General features: G+C 66.2%; 12 protein-coding genes. 8 read left to right on the top strand and 4 right to left on the bottom strand.

Going from position 1 to position 14,592, the window contains the following annotated elements; all coding sequences use genetic code 11:
* Window positions 1–60: 60 nt before the first annotated feature.
* The 6 genes from PSEK12I1_RS0119660 (at window position 61) to xylB (ending at window position 7,517) form a co-directional block, all read left to right on the top strand.
* Window positions 61–1,386 carry a sugar ABC transporter substrate-binding protein gene (locus PSEK12I1_RS0119660; protein ID WP_027602667.1) on the top strand — a complete coding sequence of 442 codons (1,326 nt, stop codon included), beginning with the start codon at window positions 61–63 and terminating at the stop codon, window positions 1,384–1,386.
* 122 nt (window positions 1,387–1,508) lie between these two features.
* On the top strand, window positions 1,509–2,441 hold the full coding sequence (locus tag PSEK12I1_RS0119655; protein WP_007159280.1) for a carbohydrate ABC transporter permease: 933 nt from the start codon (window positions 1,509–1,511) through the stop codon (window positions 2,439–2,441).
* A 10-nt stretch (window positions 2,442–2,451) separates the two neighbouring features.
* Entirely contained in the window at window positions 2,452–3,285 is an 834-nt protein-coding gene (locus PSEK12I1_RS0119650) for a carbohydrate ABC transporter permease (RefSeq protein WP_007159281.1), read from the top strand.
* A gap of 19 nt (window positions 3,286–3,304) precedes the next feature.
* A complete protein-coding gene (locus PSEK12I1_RS0119645; RefSeq protein ID WP_007159282.1) occupies window positions 3,305–4,402 on the top strand; it encodes an ABC transporter ATP-binding protein in 1,098 nt (365 codons plus the stop codon).
* Between the two features lie 70 nt (window positions 4,403–4,472).
* On the top strand, window positions 4,473–5,948 hold the full coding sequence (locus tag PSEK12I1_RS0119640; protein ID WP_027602666.1) for a mannitol dehydrogenase family protein: 1,476 nt from the start codon (window positions 4,473–4,475) through the stop codon (window positions 5,946–5,948).
* Window positions 5,949–6,020: 72 nt separating this feature from the next.
* Window positions 6,021–7,517: a xylulokinase gene (xylB, locus tag PSEK12I1_RS0119635; RefSeq protein ID WP_027602665.1), complete on the top strand. Its 1,497-nt coding sequence runs from the start codon at window positions 6,021–6,023 to the stop codon at window positions 7,515–7,517.
* A gap of 160 nt (window positions 7,518–7,677) precedes the next feature.
* Here the strand turns inward: xylB and ybaK are convergent, their stop codons facing one another.
* A complete protein-coding gene (ybaK, locus tag PSEK12I1_RS0119630; RefSeq protein WP_027596974.1) occupies window positions 7,678–8,148 on the bottom strand; it encodes a Cys-tRNA(Pro) deacylase in 471 nt (156 codons plus the stop codon).
* Entirely contained in the window at window positions 8,145–9,209 is a 1,065-nt protein-coding gene (locus tag PSEK12I1_RS0119625; RefSeq protein ID WP_027602664.1) for a diguanylate cyclase, read from the bottom strand. The genes ybaK and PSEK12I1_RS0119625 overlap by 4 nt, the downstream gene beginning before the upstream one ends.
* Before the next feature lie 222 nt (window positions 9,210–9,431).
* Between PSEK12I1_RS0119625 and PSEK12I1_RS0119620 the strand changes: the two genes are divergently transcribed.
* Both PSEK12I1_RS0119620 and PSEK12I1_RS0119615 read left to right on the top strand, forming a co-directional pair.
* Entirely contained in the window at window positions 9,432–9,869 is a 438-nt protein-coding gene (locus PSEK12I1_RS0119620) for an HPF/RaiA family ribosome-associated protein (protein WP_027596976.1), read from the top strand.
* Window positions 9,870–9,950: 81 nt separating this feature from the next.
* Window positions 9,951–11,009: an oxidoreductase gene (locus PSEK12I1_RS0119615; RefSeq protein WP_027602663.1), complete on the top strand. Its 1,059-nt coding sequence runs from the start codon at window positions 9,951–9,953 to the stop codon at window positions 11,007–11,009.
* On the opposite strand, the gene PSEK12I1_RS0119610 is transcribed toward PSEK12I1_RS0119615, so the two are convergent.
* Together PSEK12I1_RS0119610 and rlmKL are read right to left on the bottom strand one after the other, a co-directional pair.
* Window positions 11,003–12,037, bottom strand: coding sequence for an acyltransferase (locus tag PSEK12I1_RS0119610; RefSeq protein WP_027602662.1), 1,035 nt, complete (start codon window positions 12,035–12,037; stop codon window positions 11,003–11,005). The two genes, PSEK12I1_RS0119615 and PSEK12I1_RS0119610, sit on opposite strands and share 7 nt — an antisense overlap.
* Before the next feature lie 167 nt (window positions 12,038–12,204).
* On the bottom strand, window positions 12,205–14,376 hold the full coding sequence (rlmKL, locus tag PSEK12I1_RS0119605; RefSeq protein WP_027602661.1) for a bifunctional 23S rRNA (guanine(2069)-N(7))-methyltransferase RlmK/23S rRNA (guanine(2445)-N(2))-methyltransferase RlmL: 2,172 nt from the start codon (window positions 14,374–14,376) through the stop codon (window positions 12,205–12,207).
* Window positions 14,377–14,592 lie beyond the last annotated feature (216 nt).

Genomic DNA, 14,592 nt, shown 5'->3' with positions numbered 1-14,592 from the left:
TGGTGGGTTACAACAACAAGAAAAGCGTCTGCTGCAGTTGCACAGGACGCGGAGTGCAAGATGAAAACAACACCAAAAGCGCTTTTATTGTCCGCTGTTACCCTCTCTGCAGGCCTGACCTTCTCGCTGGCCCTCCAGGCCGCCGAAACGGTCACCATCGCCACCGTCAACAACAGCGACATGATCCGCATGCAGCGGCTGTCCAAAACCTTCGAAGACCAGCATCCCGACATCAAGCTCAACTGGGTGGTGCTCGAAGAAAACGTGCTGCGTCAGCGGCTGACGACCGACATCGCCACCCAGGGTGGCCAGTTCGACGTCCTCACCATCGGCATGTACGAGACCGGCCTCTGGGGCGCCCAGAACTGGCTGGAGCCCATGAAGGACCTGCCCGCTAACTACGACCTGGACGACCTCTTCCCGTCGGTTCGCGAAGGCCTGTCGGTCAAGGGCACCCTCTATGCGCTGCCCTTCTATGCCGAAAGCTCCATCACCTACTACCGCAAGGATCTGTTCCAGCAGGCCGGCCTGACCATGCCCGCCCAGCCCACCTGGACCCAGATCGCCGAATTCGCCGGCAAGCTGCACCAGCCGGACAAGGACCAGTACGGTCTGTGCCTGAGAGGCAAGGCCGGCTGGGGCGAGAACATGGCCCTGGTCACCACCATGGCCAACGCCTTCGGCGCGCGCTGGTTCGACGAGAAGTGGCAACCGGAATTCACCGGTCCGGAATGGACCGCGGCGGCCAACTACTACGTCACCAACATGAAGAAGTACGGCCCGCCCGGCGCCTCCAGCAACGGCTTCAACGAAAACCTGGCGCTGTTCAACAGCGGCAAGTGCGCCATCTGGGTCGATGCCAGCGTCGCCGGCTCCTTCACCATGGACAAGAGCCAGAGCAAGGTCGCCGACAGCGTCGGCTTCGCCGGCTCGCCGCGCGAGGTCACCGACAAGGGCTCGTCCTGGCTGTATGCCTGGTCGCTGGGTATCCCCACCTCCTCCAAGCACAAGGACGCCGCCAAGACCTTCGTGACCTGGGCCACCTCCAAGGACTACGCCAAGCTGGTCGCGGACACCGACGGTATCGCCAACGTGCCGCCGGGCACCCGCAAGTCCACCTACAGCCAGGCCTACATGGACGCGGCGCCCTTCGCCAAGGTCTCGCTGGACATGCTGCAGCACGCCGACCCGGCCCATCCCTCGGCCAAGCCGGTGCCCTACGTGGGCATCCAGTACGTGACCATTCCCGAGTTCCAGGCCATCGGCACCTCGGTGGGCAAGCTGTTCGCCGCGGCCCTCACCGGGCAGATGTCGGTCGAGCAGGCCCTGCAGGCGGCGCAGCAGTCCACCGCCCGGGAAATGAAGCGCGCCGGCTATCCCAAATAGCGCTGGAGCCCGGGGTCCGCACCATGCGGCCCCCGGCCTAGCGGCTTTCCCTGCCTGATCCGTCGCTGGCGTCGCGAGACGCCAGCGCCTCGTCACGGCCCACTGCCTTGCGGAGCATCGCCATGCAGACCTCCACCCTCAAGACGCCCGTCGTCGAATCCCCTGCCGCTCCCGCCCGTCGTCAACGCCGTCGCGCCGGTCCCGGCTGGTTCCTGATCAGTCCTTCGGTGGCCCTGCTGCTGGTGTGGATGCTGGTGCCCCTGGGCATGACCATCTGGTTCTCGCTGATCCGCTACAACCTGCTCTACCCCGGCGAGCACGCCTTCGTCGGCCTGGAAAACTTCGAATACTTCGTCACCGATGCCGGCTTCTGGCCCGGCATGACCAACACCCTGCTGCTGGTGGGCAGCGTGCTGCTGATCAGCGTGGTCTTCGGCGTGCTGATCTCGGCGCTGCTGGAGGCCAGCGAATTCTTCGGTCGCGGCATCGTCCGCGTCCTGCTGATCTCGCCCTTCTTCATCATGCCCACGGTCAGCGCCCTGATCTGGAAGAACCTGATCTTCCATCCGGTCTCCGGCATCCTCGCCGCGATCTGGAAACTGTTCGGCGCCACCCCGGTGGACTGGCTGGCCACCCACCCGCTGCTGTCGATCATCCTGATCGTGTCCTGGCAGTGGCTGCCCTTCGCCATCCTCATCCTGATGACCGCCATGCAGTCGCTGGATCAGGAGCAGAAGGAAGCGGCCCGCCTGGACGGCGCCGGTCCGGTCGCCATCTTCTGGCACCTGACCCTGCCGCACCTGGCACGGCCCATCGCCGTGGTGGTGATGATCGAGACGATCTTCCTGCTGTCGGTGTTCGCCGAGATCTACACCACCACCAGTGGCGGTCCGGGCTTCGCCTCCACCAACCTCGCCTACCTGATCTACAACCAGGCCCTGCTGCAGTTCGACGTCGGCCTGGCCTCCGCCGGCGGCCTGATCGCCGTGCTCATCGCCAACATCGCCGCCATCATCCTGGTGCGGATGCTTGGCAAGAACCTGACCCAACAGTGAGGACCCTGACATGCTGACGCTCAAGCAATCCCGGCGCCTGCAGAGCCTGCTGCTGGGCCTGCTCGCCTGGCTGGTGGCCCTGGTGCTGTTCTTCCCGATCTTCTGGATGGTGCTGACCAGCTTCAAGACCGAGATCGACGCCTTCGCCACCCCGCCGCAATTCTTCTTCATGCCCACGCTGGAGAACTACCTGACCATCCAGGCGCGCAGCGACTACTTCCACTTCGCGCTGAATTCGGTGGTGATCTCCTTTGGCGCCACCCTGCTCAGTCTGTTGCTGGCGCTGCCGGCGGCCTACTCGATGGCCTTCCACGAGACCCGCAACACCCAGCGTCTGCTGCTGTGGATGCTGTCCACCAAGATGCTGCCGGCGGTCGGGGTGCTGGTGCCCATCTACCTGCTGGCCAAGCAGTTCGAACTGCTCGACAGCCGACTGCTGCTGATCGCCGTCTACACCCTGATCAACCTGCCGATCGTGGTCTGGATGGTCTACACCTACTTCAAGGACATCCCCAAGGACATCCTCGAGGCGGCGCGCCTGGATGGCGCCACCACCTACCAGGAAATCGTCCGGGTGCTCTTGCCGATCAGCAAGGGCGGCATCGCCTCGACCATGCTGCTGTCGCTGATCCTCTGCTGGAACGAGGCCTTCTGGTCGCTGAACCTGACCTCGTCCAACGCCGCCCCGCTGACCGCGCTGATCGCCTCCTACTCCAGTCCCCAGGGACTGTTCTGGGCCAAGCTGTCGGCCGTCTCGACGCTGGCCTGCGCACCCATCCTGATCTTTGGCTGGATCAGCCAGAAACAACTCGTCCGCGGCCTGTCGTTCGGCGCGGTGAAATAAGAACAAGAGGACTCCTGTCATGGCCAATCTGAAAATCCGCAGCCTGCGCAAGGGCTTCGACTCGCTGGAAATCATCAAGGGCGTCGACCTCGACATCAACGACCGCGAATTCGTGGTCTTCGTCGGCCCGTCCGGGTGCGGCAAATCCACCCTGCTGCGGCTCATCGCCGGCCTGGAAGAGGTCACCAGCGGCACCCTGGAACTGGACGGTCGCGACATCACCGAGGTGTCGCCGGCCAAGCGCGACTTGGCCATGGTGTTCCAGACCTATGCCCTCTATCCGCACATGAGCGTGCGCAAGAATCTCTCCTTCGCCCTGGACCTGGCCAAGATCGACAAGCAGGAAGTGGAGCGCAAGGTCACCGACGCCGCCCGCATCCTCGAGCTGACGCCGCTGCTGGAGCGCAAGCCGCGCCAGCTCTCCGGTGGCCAGCGCCAGCGGGTGGCCATCGGCCGCGCCATCGTCCGCCAGCCGAAGATCTTCCTGTTCGACGAACCCCTGTCCAACCTGGACGCCGCCCTGCGTGTGCAGATGCGCCTGGAACTGGCGCGCCTGCACCAGGAATTGCAGGCCACCATGATCTACGTGACCCACGACCAGGTGGAAGCCATGACCCTGGCGACCAAGGTGGTGGTGCTCAACGGCGGCCGCGTCGAGCAGGTCGGCTCGCCCCTGGAGCTCTATCACCATCCGGCCAACCTCTTCGTCGCCGGCTTCCTGGGTACGCCGAAGATGGCCTTCCTCAAGGGCAAGGTGGCGGCTACCGACGCCCAGGGCGTCGAGGTGGAGCTGGCGGCCGGTCCGCGCCTGCACCTGCCGCGCCGCGGCGACGACCTGGCGGTCGGCAGCCCGGTGACCCTGGGCATTCGTCCGGAACACCTGCGCCTGGCCGCCGACGGCCAGTTGCCGGTGATCAGCGATGTGGCCGAGCGCCTGGGCAGCGACACCTACTGCCACATGGTCACCGAGGCCGAGGAGCCGCTGACCGTGCGCGTGCCGGGTGATTGTGCCGTTGCCTACGGCGAACGCCAGCGCCTGGCCCTGGACGTCGACTTCTGCCACCTGTTCGACGAGCAGGGCCGCGCCGTGGCGCCGCTGCTGCGCAAAGCCGCCTGACCCCTCTCCCCTTTCCTGCCCCGTCGGCGCCCTACGCGCGCCCGGGGCACCGCCTTGCAGGATCGCCATCGTGAAACTCAATCGCCAGCACCTCGAACAACTGCCCGACTACATCGCCAAGCCCGGCTACGCCGCCTGCCAGCTGCGCCAGGGTATCGTCCACATCGGCGTCGGCGGCTTCCACCGCGCGCACCAGGCTATCTACACCGAGGCCCTGCTGAACCAGGGGCGCGATCTGGACTGGAGCATCTGTGGCGTCGGCCTGCGCGCCGAAGACCGCGCCATGCGCGATGCCCTGGCCGGCCAGGACTATCTCTATACCCAGGTGGTGCTGGCCGACGAGCCGGACACCGAGGTGCGCGTCGTCGGTGCCATCAGCGGCATGCTGCTGGCCGAGGACGGCACCCAGACGCTGATCGACAAGCTGGCCCATCCCAGCACCCGCATCGTCTCGCTCACCATCACCGAGGGCGGCTACTGCATGGACGACAGCACCGGCGAATTCAACTTCAAGCTGCCGCTGATCCAGCACGACCTGCAGCATCCGGGCGATCCGCGCAGCGTCTTCGGCTTCCTGCTGGCGGCCCTGGCCAAGCGCCGCGCCGAGGGCACCGGGCCCTTCACCGTGATGTCCTGCGACAACCTCCCCCACAATGGCCAGGTCACCCGCAAGGCCCTGCTGGCCTACGCCGCCCTGGTGGACGAAGAGCTGCACGGCTGGATCGCCGAGCACGTCAGCTTTCCCAACGCCATGGTCGATCGCATCACCCCCATGACCAGCACCGCCCATCGCGCGGCGCTGCTGGCCGAACACGGCGTCGAGGACGCCTGGCCGGTGGTCTGCGAGCCCTTCCTGCAGTGGGTGCTGGAAGACAAGTTCGTCGCCGGCCGTCCGGCCTGGGAGGACGTCGGCGTCCAGTTCACCGATGACGTCACCCCCTACGAGGAAATGAAGATCAAGCTGCTCAACGGCAGCCACCTGGCGCTGACCTACCTGGGCTTCCTCAAGGGCTACCGCTTCGTCCACGAGACCATGGCCGATCCGTTGTTCGTGCGCTACATCCGTACCTACATGGACAAGGACGTGACGCCGCAGCTGGCCCCGGTGCCCGGCATCGATCTCGACCAGTACAAGGACACCCTGATCGAGCGCTTCTCCAATCGCGCCATCGCCGACCAGCTGGAGCGGGTCTGCTCGGACGGTTCATCGAAGTTTCCCAAATTCACCGTGCCGACCATCAACCGGCTGATCGAGGACGGCAAGGACCTGGATCGCGCCGCCCTGGTGGTGGCCGCCTGGGCGGTCTATCTGCGGGGCGTGGACGAGACCGGGGCGACCTATCGCATTCCCGATCCGCGCGCCAACTACTGCGAAGAGCTGGTGCAGGATCAGAAGAATCTCACCGAGCGCCTGCTGGGCGCCGAGGAAATCTTCGGTAAGCACATCCCGAAATCCGCGGCCTTCGTTGCCGCCTTCGAGCGGCAGCTGTACAACTTGCGTACCCATGGGGTCAGCGCCACCTTGCAGACCCTGCTCGGCGACTAGCCTTGGCAAAAAGCTGCCTGGGCAGCGTCGATGATCAATACGAGCCCAAACAACAACAAGGAGCGGCCAGGCATGAAGTTTCTCGGGATAGACTGCGGCACCCAGGGCACCAAGGCGGTGATCCTGGATGTCGAGCGCGGCGTGGTACTGGGGGAAGGCAGTGCGCCTCACCCCCTGACCGAGGGCGCCAATGGCCGCCGCGAGCAGAATCCGGCAGACTGGATCCGGGCCCTGGTGGCGGCCACCCGCGCCGCCCTGGCGCAGGCCGGCAGCGATGGCCAGGACATCCTCGGCGTCGGCGTCTCCGGCCAGCAGCATGGTCTTGTATTGCTCGACGACAGCGGCAAGGTCCTGCGGCCGGCCAAGCTCTGGTGCGACACCGAATCCACCCCGGAAAACCAGCGCCTGCTGGAACACCTGGGTGGCGTGGAAGGCGCCATCGAGCGCCTGGGCCTGGCCATCGCGCCGGGCTACACCGTCTCCAAGCTGCTCTGGACCAAGGAACAGCACCCGGAGGTGTTCGACCAGATCGCCCAGGTGCTGCTGCCCCACGATTACCTTAATTTCTGGCTGACCGGACACGCCGTGGCCGAATACGGCGACGCCTCGGGCACCGGCTATTTCAATGTGCGGACGCGCCAGTACGATCTGGAGTTGCTGCGCCATATCGATCCCAGTGGGCGCCTGGAGCGCGCCCTGCCGACGCTGATCGAAGCCGATCAGCCGGTCGGACGGCTGCGGCCGGAGGTCGCCAGCCAACTGGGCATCAATCCCCAGGCGCTGGTCTCCAGCGGCGGCGGCGACAACATGATGGGCGCCCTGGGCACCGGCAATAGCCGCGCCGGCCAGATCACCCTGAGCCTGGGCACCTCGGGCACCCTCTATGGGTATTCCGACGAACCTCGCATCAGCGACCATCCCGCCGTGGCGGGCTTCTGCTCGTCCAACGGCGGCTGGCTGCCGCTGATCTGCACCATGAACCTGACCAACGCCAGCGGCCAGATCCGCGAGTTGCTCGGCCTGGACCTGGTCGAATTCACCCGTCTGGTGGCGGAGTCGCCCATCGGCGCCGAGGGGGTGCTGATGCTGCCCTTCCTCAATGGCGAACGGGTCCCGGCGCTGCCGACCGCTACCGCCAGCCTGCATGGCCTCACCGCCACCAACCTGACCCGCGCCAACCTGTGCCGAGCGGTGGTCGAGGGAGTGAGCTTCGCCCTGAGATATGGCTTCGATCTGCTGCGTGACCTGGGCATGCCCGGCGACACCCTTAGACTCATCGGCGGCGGCGCCAGGAGCCCGGTGTGGCGGCAGCTGATCGCCGATCTGATGAACACCCCGGTGGTCTGCCCGGTGCACGGCGAAGCCGCGGCCCTGGGGGGCGCCTTGCAGGCCGCCTGGTGCTGGAGTCGCGAACAGGGCCGCCCGGAGTCGCTCGACAGCCTCACCGAGCGCTGCGTGCACCTCGACCCGGCCAGCCGCGCCGAACCGGACCCGGCGCGGGTCGCCGAGTACGAGGCGGCCTACCAGCGCTATCGGCAGCAACTGCGCGAGAGCTACGGGATCGCCTAGCGGGCGGATGGGGTGGAAAACGCCAGGCGGGTTTCCACCCTGCTGAATTTCGGCAACCAACCCGTCGTAGGGTGGACAACGGCGCAGCCTTGTCCACCACTAGCCTGATGGCGCGTGGAAAACGCTACGCGGCTTTCCACCCTACCCGATAGGCAGGCGCTCAGCCCTTGCCGATAGGCACGAAGGGCGCGTCCAGCAAGCGGGCGAGGTCCGCCGGTGCCAGGGCGACTTCCAGCCCCCGGCGCCCGGCACTGACATGGATGCTCGGCAACGCCGCCGCGGAGTCGTCGATGAAGGTGCGCAGCCGCTTCTTCTGCCCCAGGGGGCTGATGCCGCCCACCAGGTAGCCGGTGCTGCGCTGGGCCTGGTCGGGTTTGGCCATCTCCAGTTTCTTCACCCCGGCCGCCTGGGCCAGGGCCTTGAGATCCAGGGTGCCGGCGACGGGCACGATGGCCACCAGCAATTCCTGTTTCTCGCTTGCCGCCAGCAGGGTCTTGAACACCGTCTCCGCTGCCAGACCGAGTTTCTCGGCGGCCTCCAGGCCGTAGGAGGCGGCCTTGGGGTCATGGTGGTAGCTCAGCACCTCGTGGGGCACCTGGCTCTTCTTGAGCAATTCTATCGCCGGGGTCATGCCAGCACTCCTTGGGGATCGGCCACCTCGGCCCGCCCGCGGCCCTGCGCCTTGGCGCGGTAAAGGGCGAAGTCGGCCGCCTGCAGCCAGTGGGCGACGTCATCGTAGGCGCGGTCGAAACCGGCGATGCCGCAGCTCAGGCCGACACGTACGTTCTGACGGTCGCCGGGGCCGCCTGCCTGCATGTCGTGCAGACGCTCCTGCAGCCGCCGGATCAGGTCCAGGGCCCGCTCGGGCGAGGTGTCGGGCAAGAGGATACCGAATTCATCGCCGCCAAAACGACCGGCGAGATCGCTGGTGCGGATGGTGCGCGCCAGCAGACCGGAAAACTGGCGCAGCATCTCGTCGCCGGCCTGATGGCCGAAGCGGTCGTTGATGAGCTTGAAGTTGTCCAGGTCGATCATCACCAGGCTGGCCGCGGCGCCGCTGCGTTTGCAGAGGGCGAATTCCCGCTGCACCAACTGATCCCAGTGGGTTCTGTTGTGCAGCCCGGTCATGCCATCCTGCTTGCTGATCAGCTCCAGCTCCTGCTGGCGCCGCGACAACTGCTGCGCCAGGCGAAAGCTCACCAGGCCCAGCGCCCAGGGATAGGCGACGATCATCGGTAGGCAGGCATAGATCTGTGCGGTGGAGGTCTCGATGGCGACCGGATGGCGCAGCACCACGAGGCCGACCAGGATGCCCAGCAGTTGGGCGAGCAGCCCGCGGCGCCAGAAGGCCAGGCCACCGGCGCCGAGCATGTTGAGACCGGTCATGGCGAGCAGCGTCGCGCTGGGCAGGAGGTTGAAGCCCATGCTCGCCGCCCAGAAGCCGGCCGAGCCGCAGTCCAGTAGCAGATTGCCCAGTTCGGTGCGATAGGGATCGCGCGCACGGACGGCGCGCCAGTAGGCCAGCGGCGACCAGCACAGGGCATTGGCCAAGAGCAGGATCCACAGCCAGAGAGACACCGGCTGGGTGAGCTGCACCGAGACGATGCAACTCAGGCTGAGCAACAGACCAATCGCACGGGGTAGCCAGAGCCGCCGGGCAAAATTGCGGCCACGGGTGAGCACATCTGGCATTGACGATCCCCACTGCGACGGACGATGAAAGGTCGCGCATTATCAGTGGACAAGGGCAAAACGCCAGCGACCGCGACCTGAACGTCGTGTTCCGAACCTTACGACGCCCCTAGACACTGCCAGAAGGAAACATCGGGTGACACGCACACCGGACGAACAGCCTTGAACCTCGGCCTGACCGGCCTCATCCAATGGTCAGGCCCGTCAAAAAGAGGAAGCCGCATGCAAGTCCAAGTCAACAGTGACCACAACATCGAAGGCAGCGCCGGTTTGCAGAATTGGGTGGCGTCCGTGGTGGAAGACCGCCTGGATCGCTTCGACGAACTCCTGACCCGCGTCGAGGTGCACCTCAACGACGAGAACGCTGGCAAATCGGGCGCCCAGGACAAGCGGTGCCAGATGGAGGCCCGCATCAAGGGCCATCAGCCGCTTTCGGTGACGCACAAGGCCGAATCCCTGGAACAGGCGGTGGATGGCGCAGCCGACAAGCTGCACCGGGCCATCAACAACCTCTCCGGCAAGCTGGAAAAGAAGCGGCTGTCGGGCGGTGAACTCAACGACCCCCTGGCCCTGGAAGATTCCGAAGAATTCCAGGACTCGCTGCGGCAGGACGAATTCCTCGAACGGGAGCAACTGGCTCACGATCACCAGTTGAAGTGATGCGCCGTTAGACGCTAGCGTTCAACCGAGGCCGCTCCCTGAGCGGCCTCGCTGTTTTCCACCCCGGCACAAGGAAGCCCCATGCCCTCCCCCTCTCGCGTCGCCCTGATCGGTTACGGCTTCGTCGGTCAGACTTTTCATGGCCCCCTGCTGAGCTCCATCCCCGGGCTCTCCCTGGATCTGGTGGCCTCACGAGATGCCGCGCGTGTGCAGGCCGATCTGCCCAAGGTGCGCGTCACCGCGGATTACCTGGCGGCCGTGAGGGATCCGGCCATCGACCTGGTGGTGATCGCCTCACCCAACCAGACCCATGCGCCTCTCGCCAGCGCCGCCCTGGCCGCTGGCAAGCACGTGGTGGTCGACAAGCCTTTTACCGTGACCCTGGCCGAAGCCCGGCAACTGGCCGCGGAAGCCGAACAGGCCGGCCGGTTGCTGTCGGTGTTCCAGAATCGTCGCTGGGACAGCGATTTTCTCGGCTTGCAGGCAGTCCTGGCCAGCGGCGCCCTGGGTGAATTGACCAGCCTGGAATCCCGTATCGAGCGCTTTCGCCCCGAGGTGCGGACGCGCTGGCGCGAAGCCGCGCTACCCGGCAGTGGCCTCTGGTTCGATCTCGGTCCCCATCTGCTGGATCAGGCGCTCTGCCTGTTCGGCCTGCCCGAGCGCCTGCAGGCGCAGTTGGTGCGGCAACGACCCGGCGCCCTCACTGACGACTGGTTCCAGGTGCAGCTGGACTACGGCGCTCGCCAGGTGACCCTGAGAGCCGGGATGCTGGCTGCCGGCGGTGTGCCACGCTTTCTTGCCCAGGGCACCGCGGCCAGCTGGATCAAGCAAGGCGCGGATCGTCAGGAGGACGCGCTCAAGGCCGGCGTGCGCCCCGGTGGTCCCGACTGGGGCCAGGATCCGGATCCTGGCTGGCTGATCGACGCCAGCGGCGAGCGCCAGGCCCTGCCGACGCCGGCGGGCGATCACCGTCGCTACTACCTCGCCTTGGTCGAAGCCCTCGCCGGTCGCGCCGGCAATCCCGTCAGCCCGGCCCAGGCTTGCGCCCTCATGGCCCTGCTGGAAGCGGCGCAGCGTTCCTCGGCGGAAGGTCGGGCGCTGATGCCCGAACTCAGCGCGGCGGAACGCGCGGCCTACTGACCGGCCACCCACTGCGGGCGCCGTCCGGCCAGGCGCTCGCCCAGCTGGCGCAGGGTGCGCGACAGGCGGCGCTCGATCCACTCGTAGCTGGCCCAGGCCAGCAGCAGGATCACCGGCAGGCAGACCGCCAGGGTCTGGTAGGGACTGAATCCCCACTGCTGGTGCAGCCAGTAGTCGCCCAGCCAGAGCACGATCACGTGCACCAGATAGACCGAATAGGACCAGTCCCCCAGCGCCTTGCACAGCCGCGAGCCGGCGAACCAGGGTTCGAGGATCACGCAGGCGCCGACCAGTACCGCACTGGGCACGCCCCAGGTCAGCAGGCGCCAGGGATGATCGGCGGGAAAAGCCACCAGGCAGGTCAGTGCCACCAGGGCCGCCACCAGGGCCAGGGGTTTGGGTCCGCGCAGGGCGCCACGGCGATAGAGCGCCGCCAGGCTCACGCCTAGCAGGAATTCGAAGATGATCGGATTGCGATAGAAGCTGCTGACAAAGGACTCGCGGGCCAGCACCAGGCTGACCAGGATCACCAGCAGGCTGACCATCCCGATGCGCCAGCGCTCGGCCACGCCGAAGGACAGGGCGAACAGCAGGTAGAACAGCATCTCGAAGTTGAGCGTCCAGCCCACCGGCAGGATCGGATAGTGGCCGAAGCCCGCCGGATTCTCGCTGGGAATGAAGAACAGCGAGAGCAGCAATTCGCGCGCGGCGACGCCATAGATGGGCATCACGTCGCTGGCGAGATAGAGGATCAGCGCCGTCACCGCGGTGTACAGCCAATAGGCCGGGACGATGCGGGCGATGCGATGCCAGAGGAAGGTACTGCGCCTGAGCGGTCGGCCCGCGGTGGACAGGTGGATCACGAAGCCGCTGAGCACGAAGAAGATGTCGACCCCGACCTGTCCCCGGGTGGAGAGCAGATGGCCACCAAGGCTGTCGGCGTGGAAATCGAAGAACACCTGCATGAAGTGATGAAAGACCACCAGCCAGGCGGCCAGGGCCCTGAGAGCCTGCAGTGAAACCAGCATCGTAGAACCTTTCCCTCCTCATCCCGCCAGGCACGACCCAGCGTAGCGCCGCCATTGTGGACGGCATGGGCTGCTGGGGCGTTCGTGGGAAAAGGCTGGATTGCGCCGGTTCACAGGCTGAACGGCTCGATGCCCGACCCGTTCAGCGGCAGTTCAGGCGGCTGACCTCATTGCAGGCTGAACCGCCAGGCGCGGTGGATCTTGGGATTGCGCGCGAAATCCGGATCCAGGGTGCTGGCGCTGATCTCTTCGACGCGATAGCGCTCGGCGAGACTCGCATCCAGTTCGAACTTGCGGAAGTTGTTGGAGAAATACAGCACGCCGTTGCGACTCAGGTGGGCCATGGCCGAATCGAGCAGGGCGACATGATCGCGCTGGACGTCGAACACCCCTTCCAGGCGCTTGGAGTTGGAGAAGGTCGGCGGGTCGACGAAGATCAGATCGTATTCGCCGCGATCGTTTTCCAGCCAGTGCAGGACATCGCCCTGTTCCAGGCGGTGCCGCTCGGAAAAGCCGTTGAGCGCCAGGTTGCGCCGGGCCCAGTCCAGGTAGGTGCGCGAGAGGTCGACGCTGGTGGTGCTGCGTGCCCCGCCCACTGCCGCCTGCACCGTGGCGGCGCCGGTGTAGCAGAACAGATTGAGGAAACGCTTGCCCTGGGCTTCCTGGCGCAGCCGCAGACGCAGCGGACGGTGATCGAGGAACAGCCCGGTATCCAGGTAGTCGGTGAGGTTGACCAGCAGCTTGGCGCCCGCTTCCTCCACCTGCAGGAATTCACCCTGGGCGGCCTGGCGTTCGTACTGCTTGGTGCCGCTCTGCCGCTCACGGCGCTTGACCACCACCAGTGACGGATCGATGTTCAACGCCTGGGGAATGGCGGCCAGGGCGTCGAGCAGGCGCGCCTGGGCCTTGTCCGGGTCGATGGAGCGCGGCGGTGCGTATTCCTGCACGTGCACGCGATCGCCATAGAGATCCACCGCCACCGCGTACTCGGGCATGTCGGCGTCATACAGGCGATAGCACTGCACGCCCTGGCTGCGGGCCCACTTGCCGAGCTGCTTGAGATTCTTCTGCAGCCGATTGGCGAACATCTGCCCGCCTTCGCTGAGCTTGGCCGGCTCCGCCGCCTGGGCATTGGCCGGGCGTTCGCCACTGCGACTGCCGGTGACGAACTGGCGGGTCTCCACCTCGAACATCAGCAGCTTGCAGGGCAAGGCGCCATTCCAGAAGGCGTATTGCTTGTGACTGCGGATGCCCATGCGCTTGCCCAGCTCGGGCGCGCCGGTAAAGACCCCTGCACGCCAGCCCAGGCAGGCCTGGCGCAGGCGCTCGCCAAGATTCTGGTAGAGGTACAGCAGGCTGGCTTCGTCACCCAGGCGCTCGCCATAGGGCGGGTTGCAGATCACCAGGCCGGTCTGGCCCTTGTCCGGACGCGGCTCGAAGCTGGCGACCTCGCCCTGGTAGACCTTGATCCACTCGGACAGCCCGGCCCGCTCGATATTGTTGCGCGCCGGCTGGATCAGCCGCGGATCGGCTTCGTAGCCGCGAATCCAGGCCGGCGTCCTGGCCAGGCCCGCAGTGGCTCGCGCTTCAGCCTCCTGGTGCAGTTGCTGCCAGAGGGCGGGCACATGGCCCAGCCAGCCGGAAAAGCCCCAGCGCTCGCGGCGCAGGTTGGGGGCGATGTCCGCCGCCATCAAGCCGGCCTCGACCAGGAAGGTGCCCACCCCGCACATGGGGTCGGCCAGGGCGCCACCGGTCGCGGCCAGGGCCGGCCAGCCCGCACGGATCAGCACCGCGGCCGCCAGGTTTTCCTTGAGCGGCGCCGCGCCCTGCTGCAGGCGATAACCGCGCTGGTGCAGGCTCTGACCGGAGAGATCCAGCGAGAGGATGGCCTGGCCGCGCTCCAGGTGCAGGTGGACGCGCAGATCCGGAGCAACCTTGTCCACCGTGGGCCGCTGCCCGGTGCGCTCGCGCAGGCGGTCGACGATGGCGTCCTTGACCTTGAGCGCGCCGAAGTGGGTGTTGTCGATGCCCGCGCCCTGGCCGCTGAAGCCCACCGCCAGGGTGCCGGTGGGCGCCAGGTGCTCTTCCCATTCCACGCCATGCACGCCCAGGTACAGGCCCTGAGGGTCTTCCACCGGGAAGCGCGCCAGCACCAGCAGCACCCGGTTGGCCAGGCGCGACCAGAGGCACAGGCGGTAGGCATCCGCGAGACTGGCTTCGCCGCGCACCGCCGCGGTCTGGCTGCGGGCCTCCTGCAAGCCGAGGCCCTGGGCCTCTTCCAGCAGCAGGGTCTCGAGTCCCTTGGGACAGGTGAGGATGAGTTGTTGCATCGCGGACATCGTTGAATCCATAGGTTAGCGCAAGGAACTTTCTGCCTTTGGTCGGATTGACCGATGAGGACAGCCCCTTGCGTGAAAGTTTGACTGCGTCTCAACAAGCCGCAGTGACGGCATTCCAGCGGCGGTTTATCGCCATTTCATTTCGAACTGATTACGGCTTATAGCTAAAAGGTCGTTCCCAGCCAGAGCGCCATTGGTTAGTAATTGACCACCCGC

Origin of the sequence: Pseudomonas sp. MOIL14HWK12:I1 (assembly GCF_000510705.1) — a bacterium.
In the GTDB taxonomy this organism is placed as follows: domain Bacteria; phylum Pseudomonadota; class Gammaproteobacteria; order Pseudomonadales; family Pseudomonadaceae; genus Chryseomonas; species Chryseomonas oryzihabitans.
Note: the sequence above shows the minus strand (reverse complement) of the source record. Positions and strands in the feature narration are given on the sequence as shown.

Bases quoted from the DNA above. Each gene is read 5' to 3' on its own strand.
- PSEK12I1_RS0119660 (WP_027602667.1), top strand. From the start codon at position 61: ATGAAAACAACACCAAAAGCGCTTTTATTGTCCGCTGTTACCCTCTCT.
- PSEK12I1_RS0119655 (WP_007159280.1), top strand. From the start codon at position 1,509: ATGCAGACCTCCACCCTCAAGACGCCCGTCGTCGAATCCCCTGCCGCT.
- PSEK12I1_RS0119650 (WP_007159281.1), top strand. From the start codon at position 2,452: ATGCTGACGCTCAAGCAATCCCGGCGCCTGCAGAGCCTGCTGCTGGGC.
- PSEK12I1_RS0119645 (WP_007159282.1), top strand. From the start codon at position 3,305: ATGGCCAATCTGAAAATCCGCAGCCTGCGCAAGGGCTTCGACTCGCTG.
- xylB (WP_027602665.1), top strand. From the start codon at position 6,021: ATGAAGTTTCTCGGGATAGACTGCGGCACCCAGGGCACCAAGGCGGTG.
- ybaK (WP_027596974.1), bottom strand. From the start codon at position 8,148: ATGACCCCGGCGATAGAATTGCTCAAGAAGAGCCAGGTGCCCCACGAG.
- PSEK12I1_RS0119625 (WP_027602664.1), bottom strand. From the start codon at position 9,209: ATGCCAGATGTGCTCACCCGTGGCCGCAATTTTGCCCGGCGGCTCTGG.
- PSEK12I1_RS0119620 (WP_027596976.1), top strand. From the start codon at position 9,432: ATGCAAGTCCAAGTCAACAGTGACCACAACATCGAAGGCAGCGCCGGT.
- PSEK12I1_RS0119615 (WP_027602663.1), top strand. From the start codon at position 9,951: ATGCCCTCCCCCTCTCGCGTCGCCCTGATCGGTTACGGCTTCGTCGGT.
- PSEK12I1_RS0119610 (WP_027602662.1), bottom strand. From the start codon at position 12,037: ATGCTGGTTTCACTGCAGGCTCTCAGGGCCCTGGCCGCCTGGCTGGTG.
- rlmKL (WP_027602661.1), bottom strand. From the start codon at position 14,376: ATGTCCGCGATGCAACAACTCATCCTCACCTGTCCCAAGGGACTCGAG.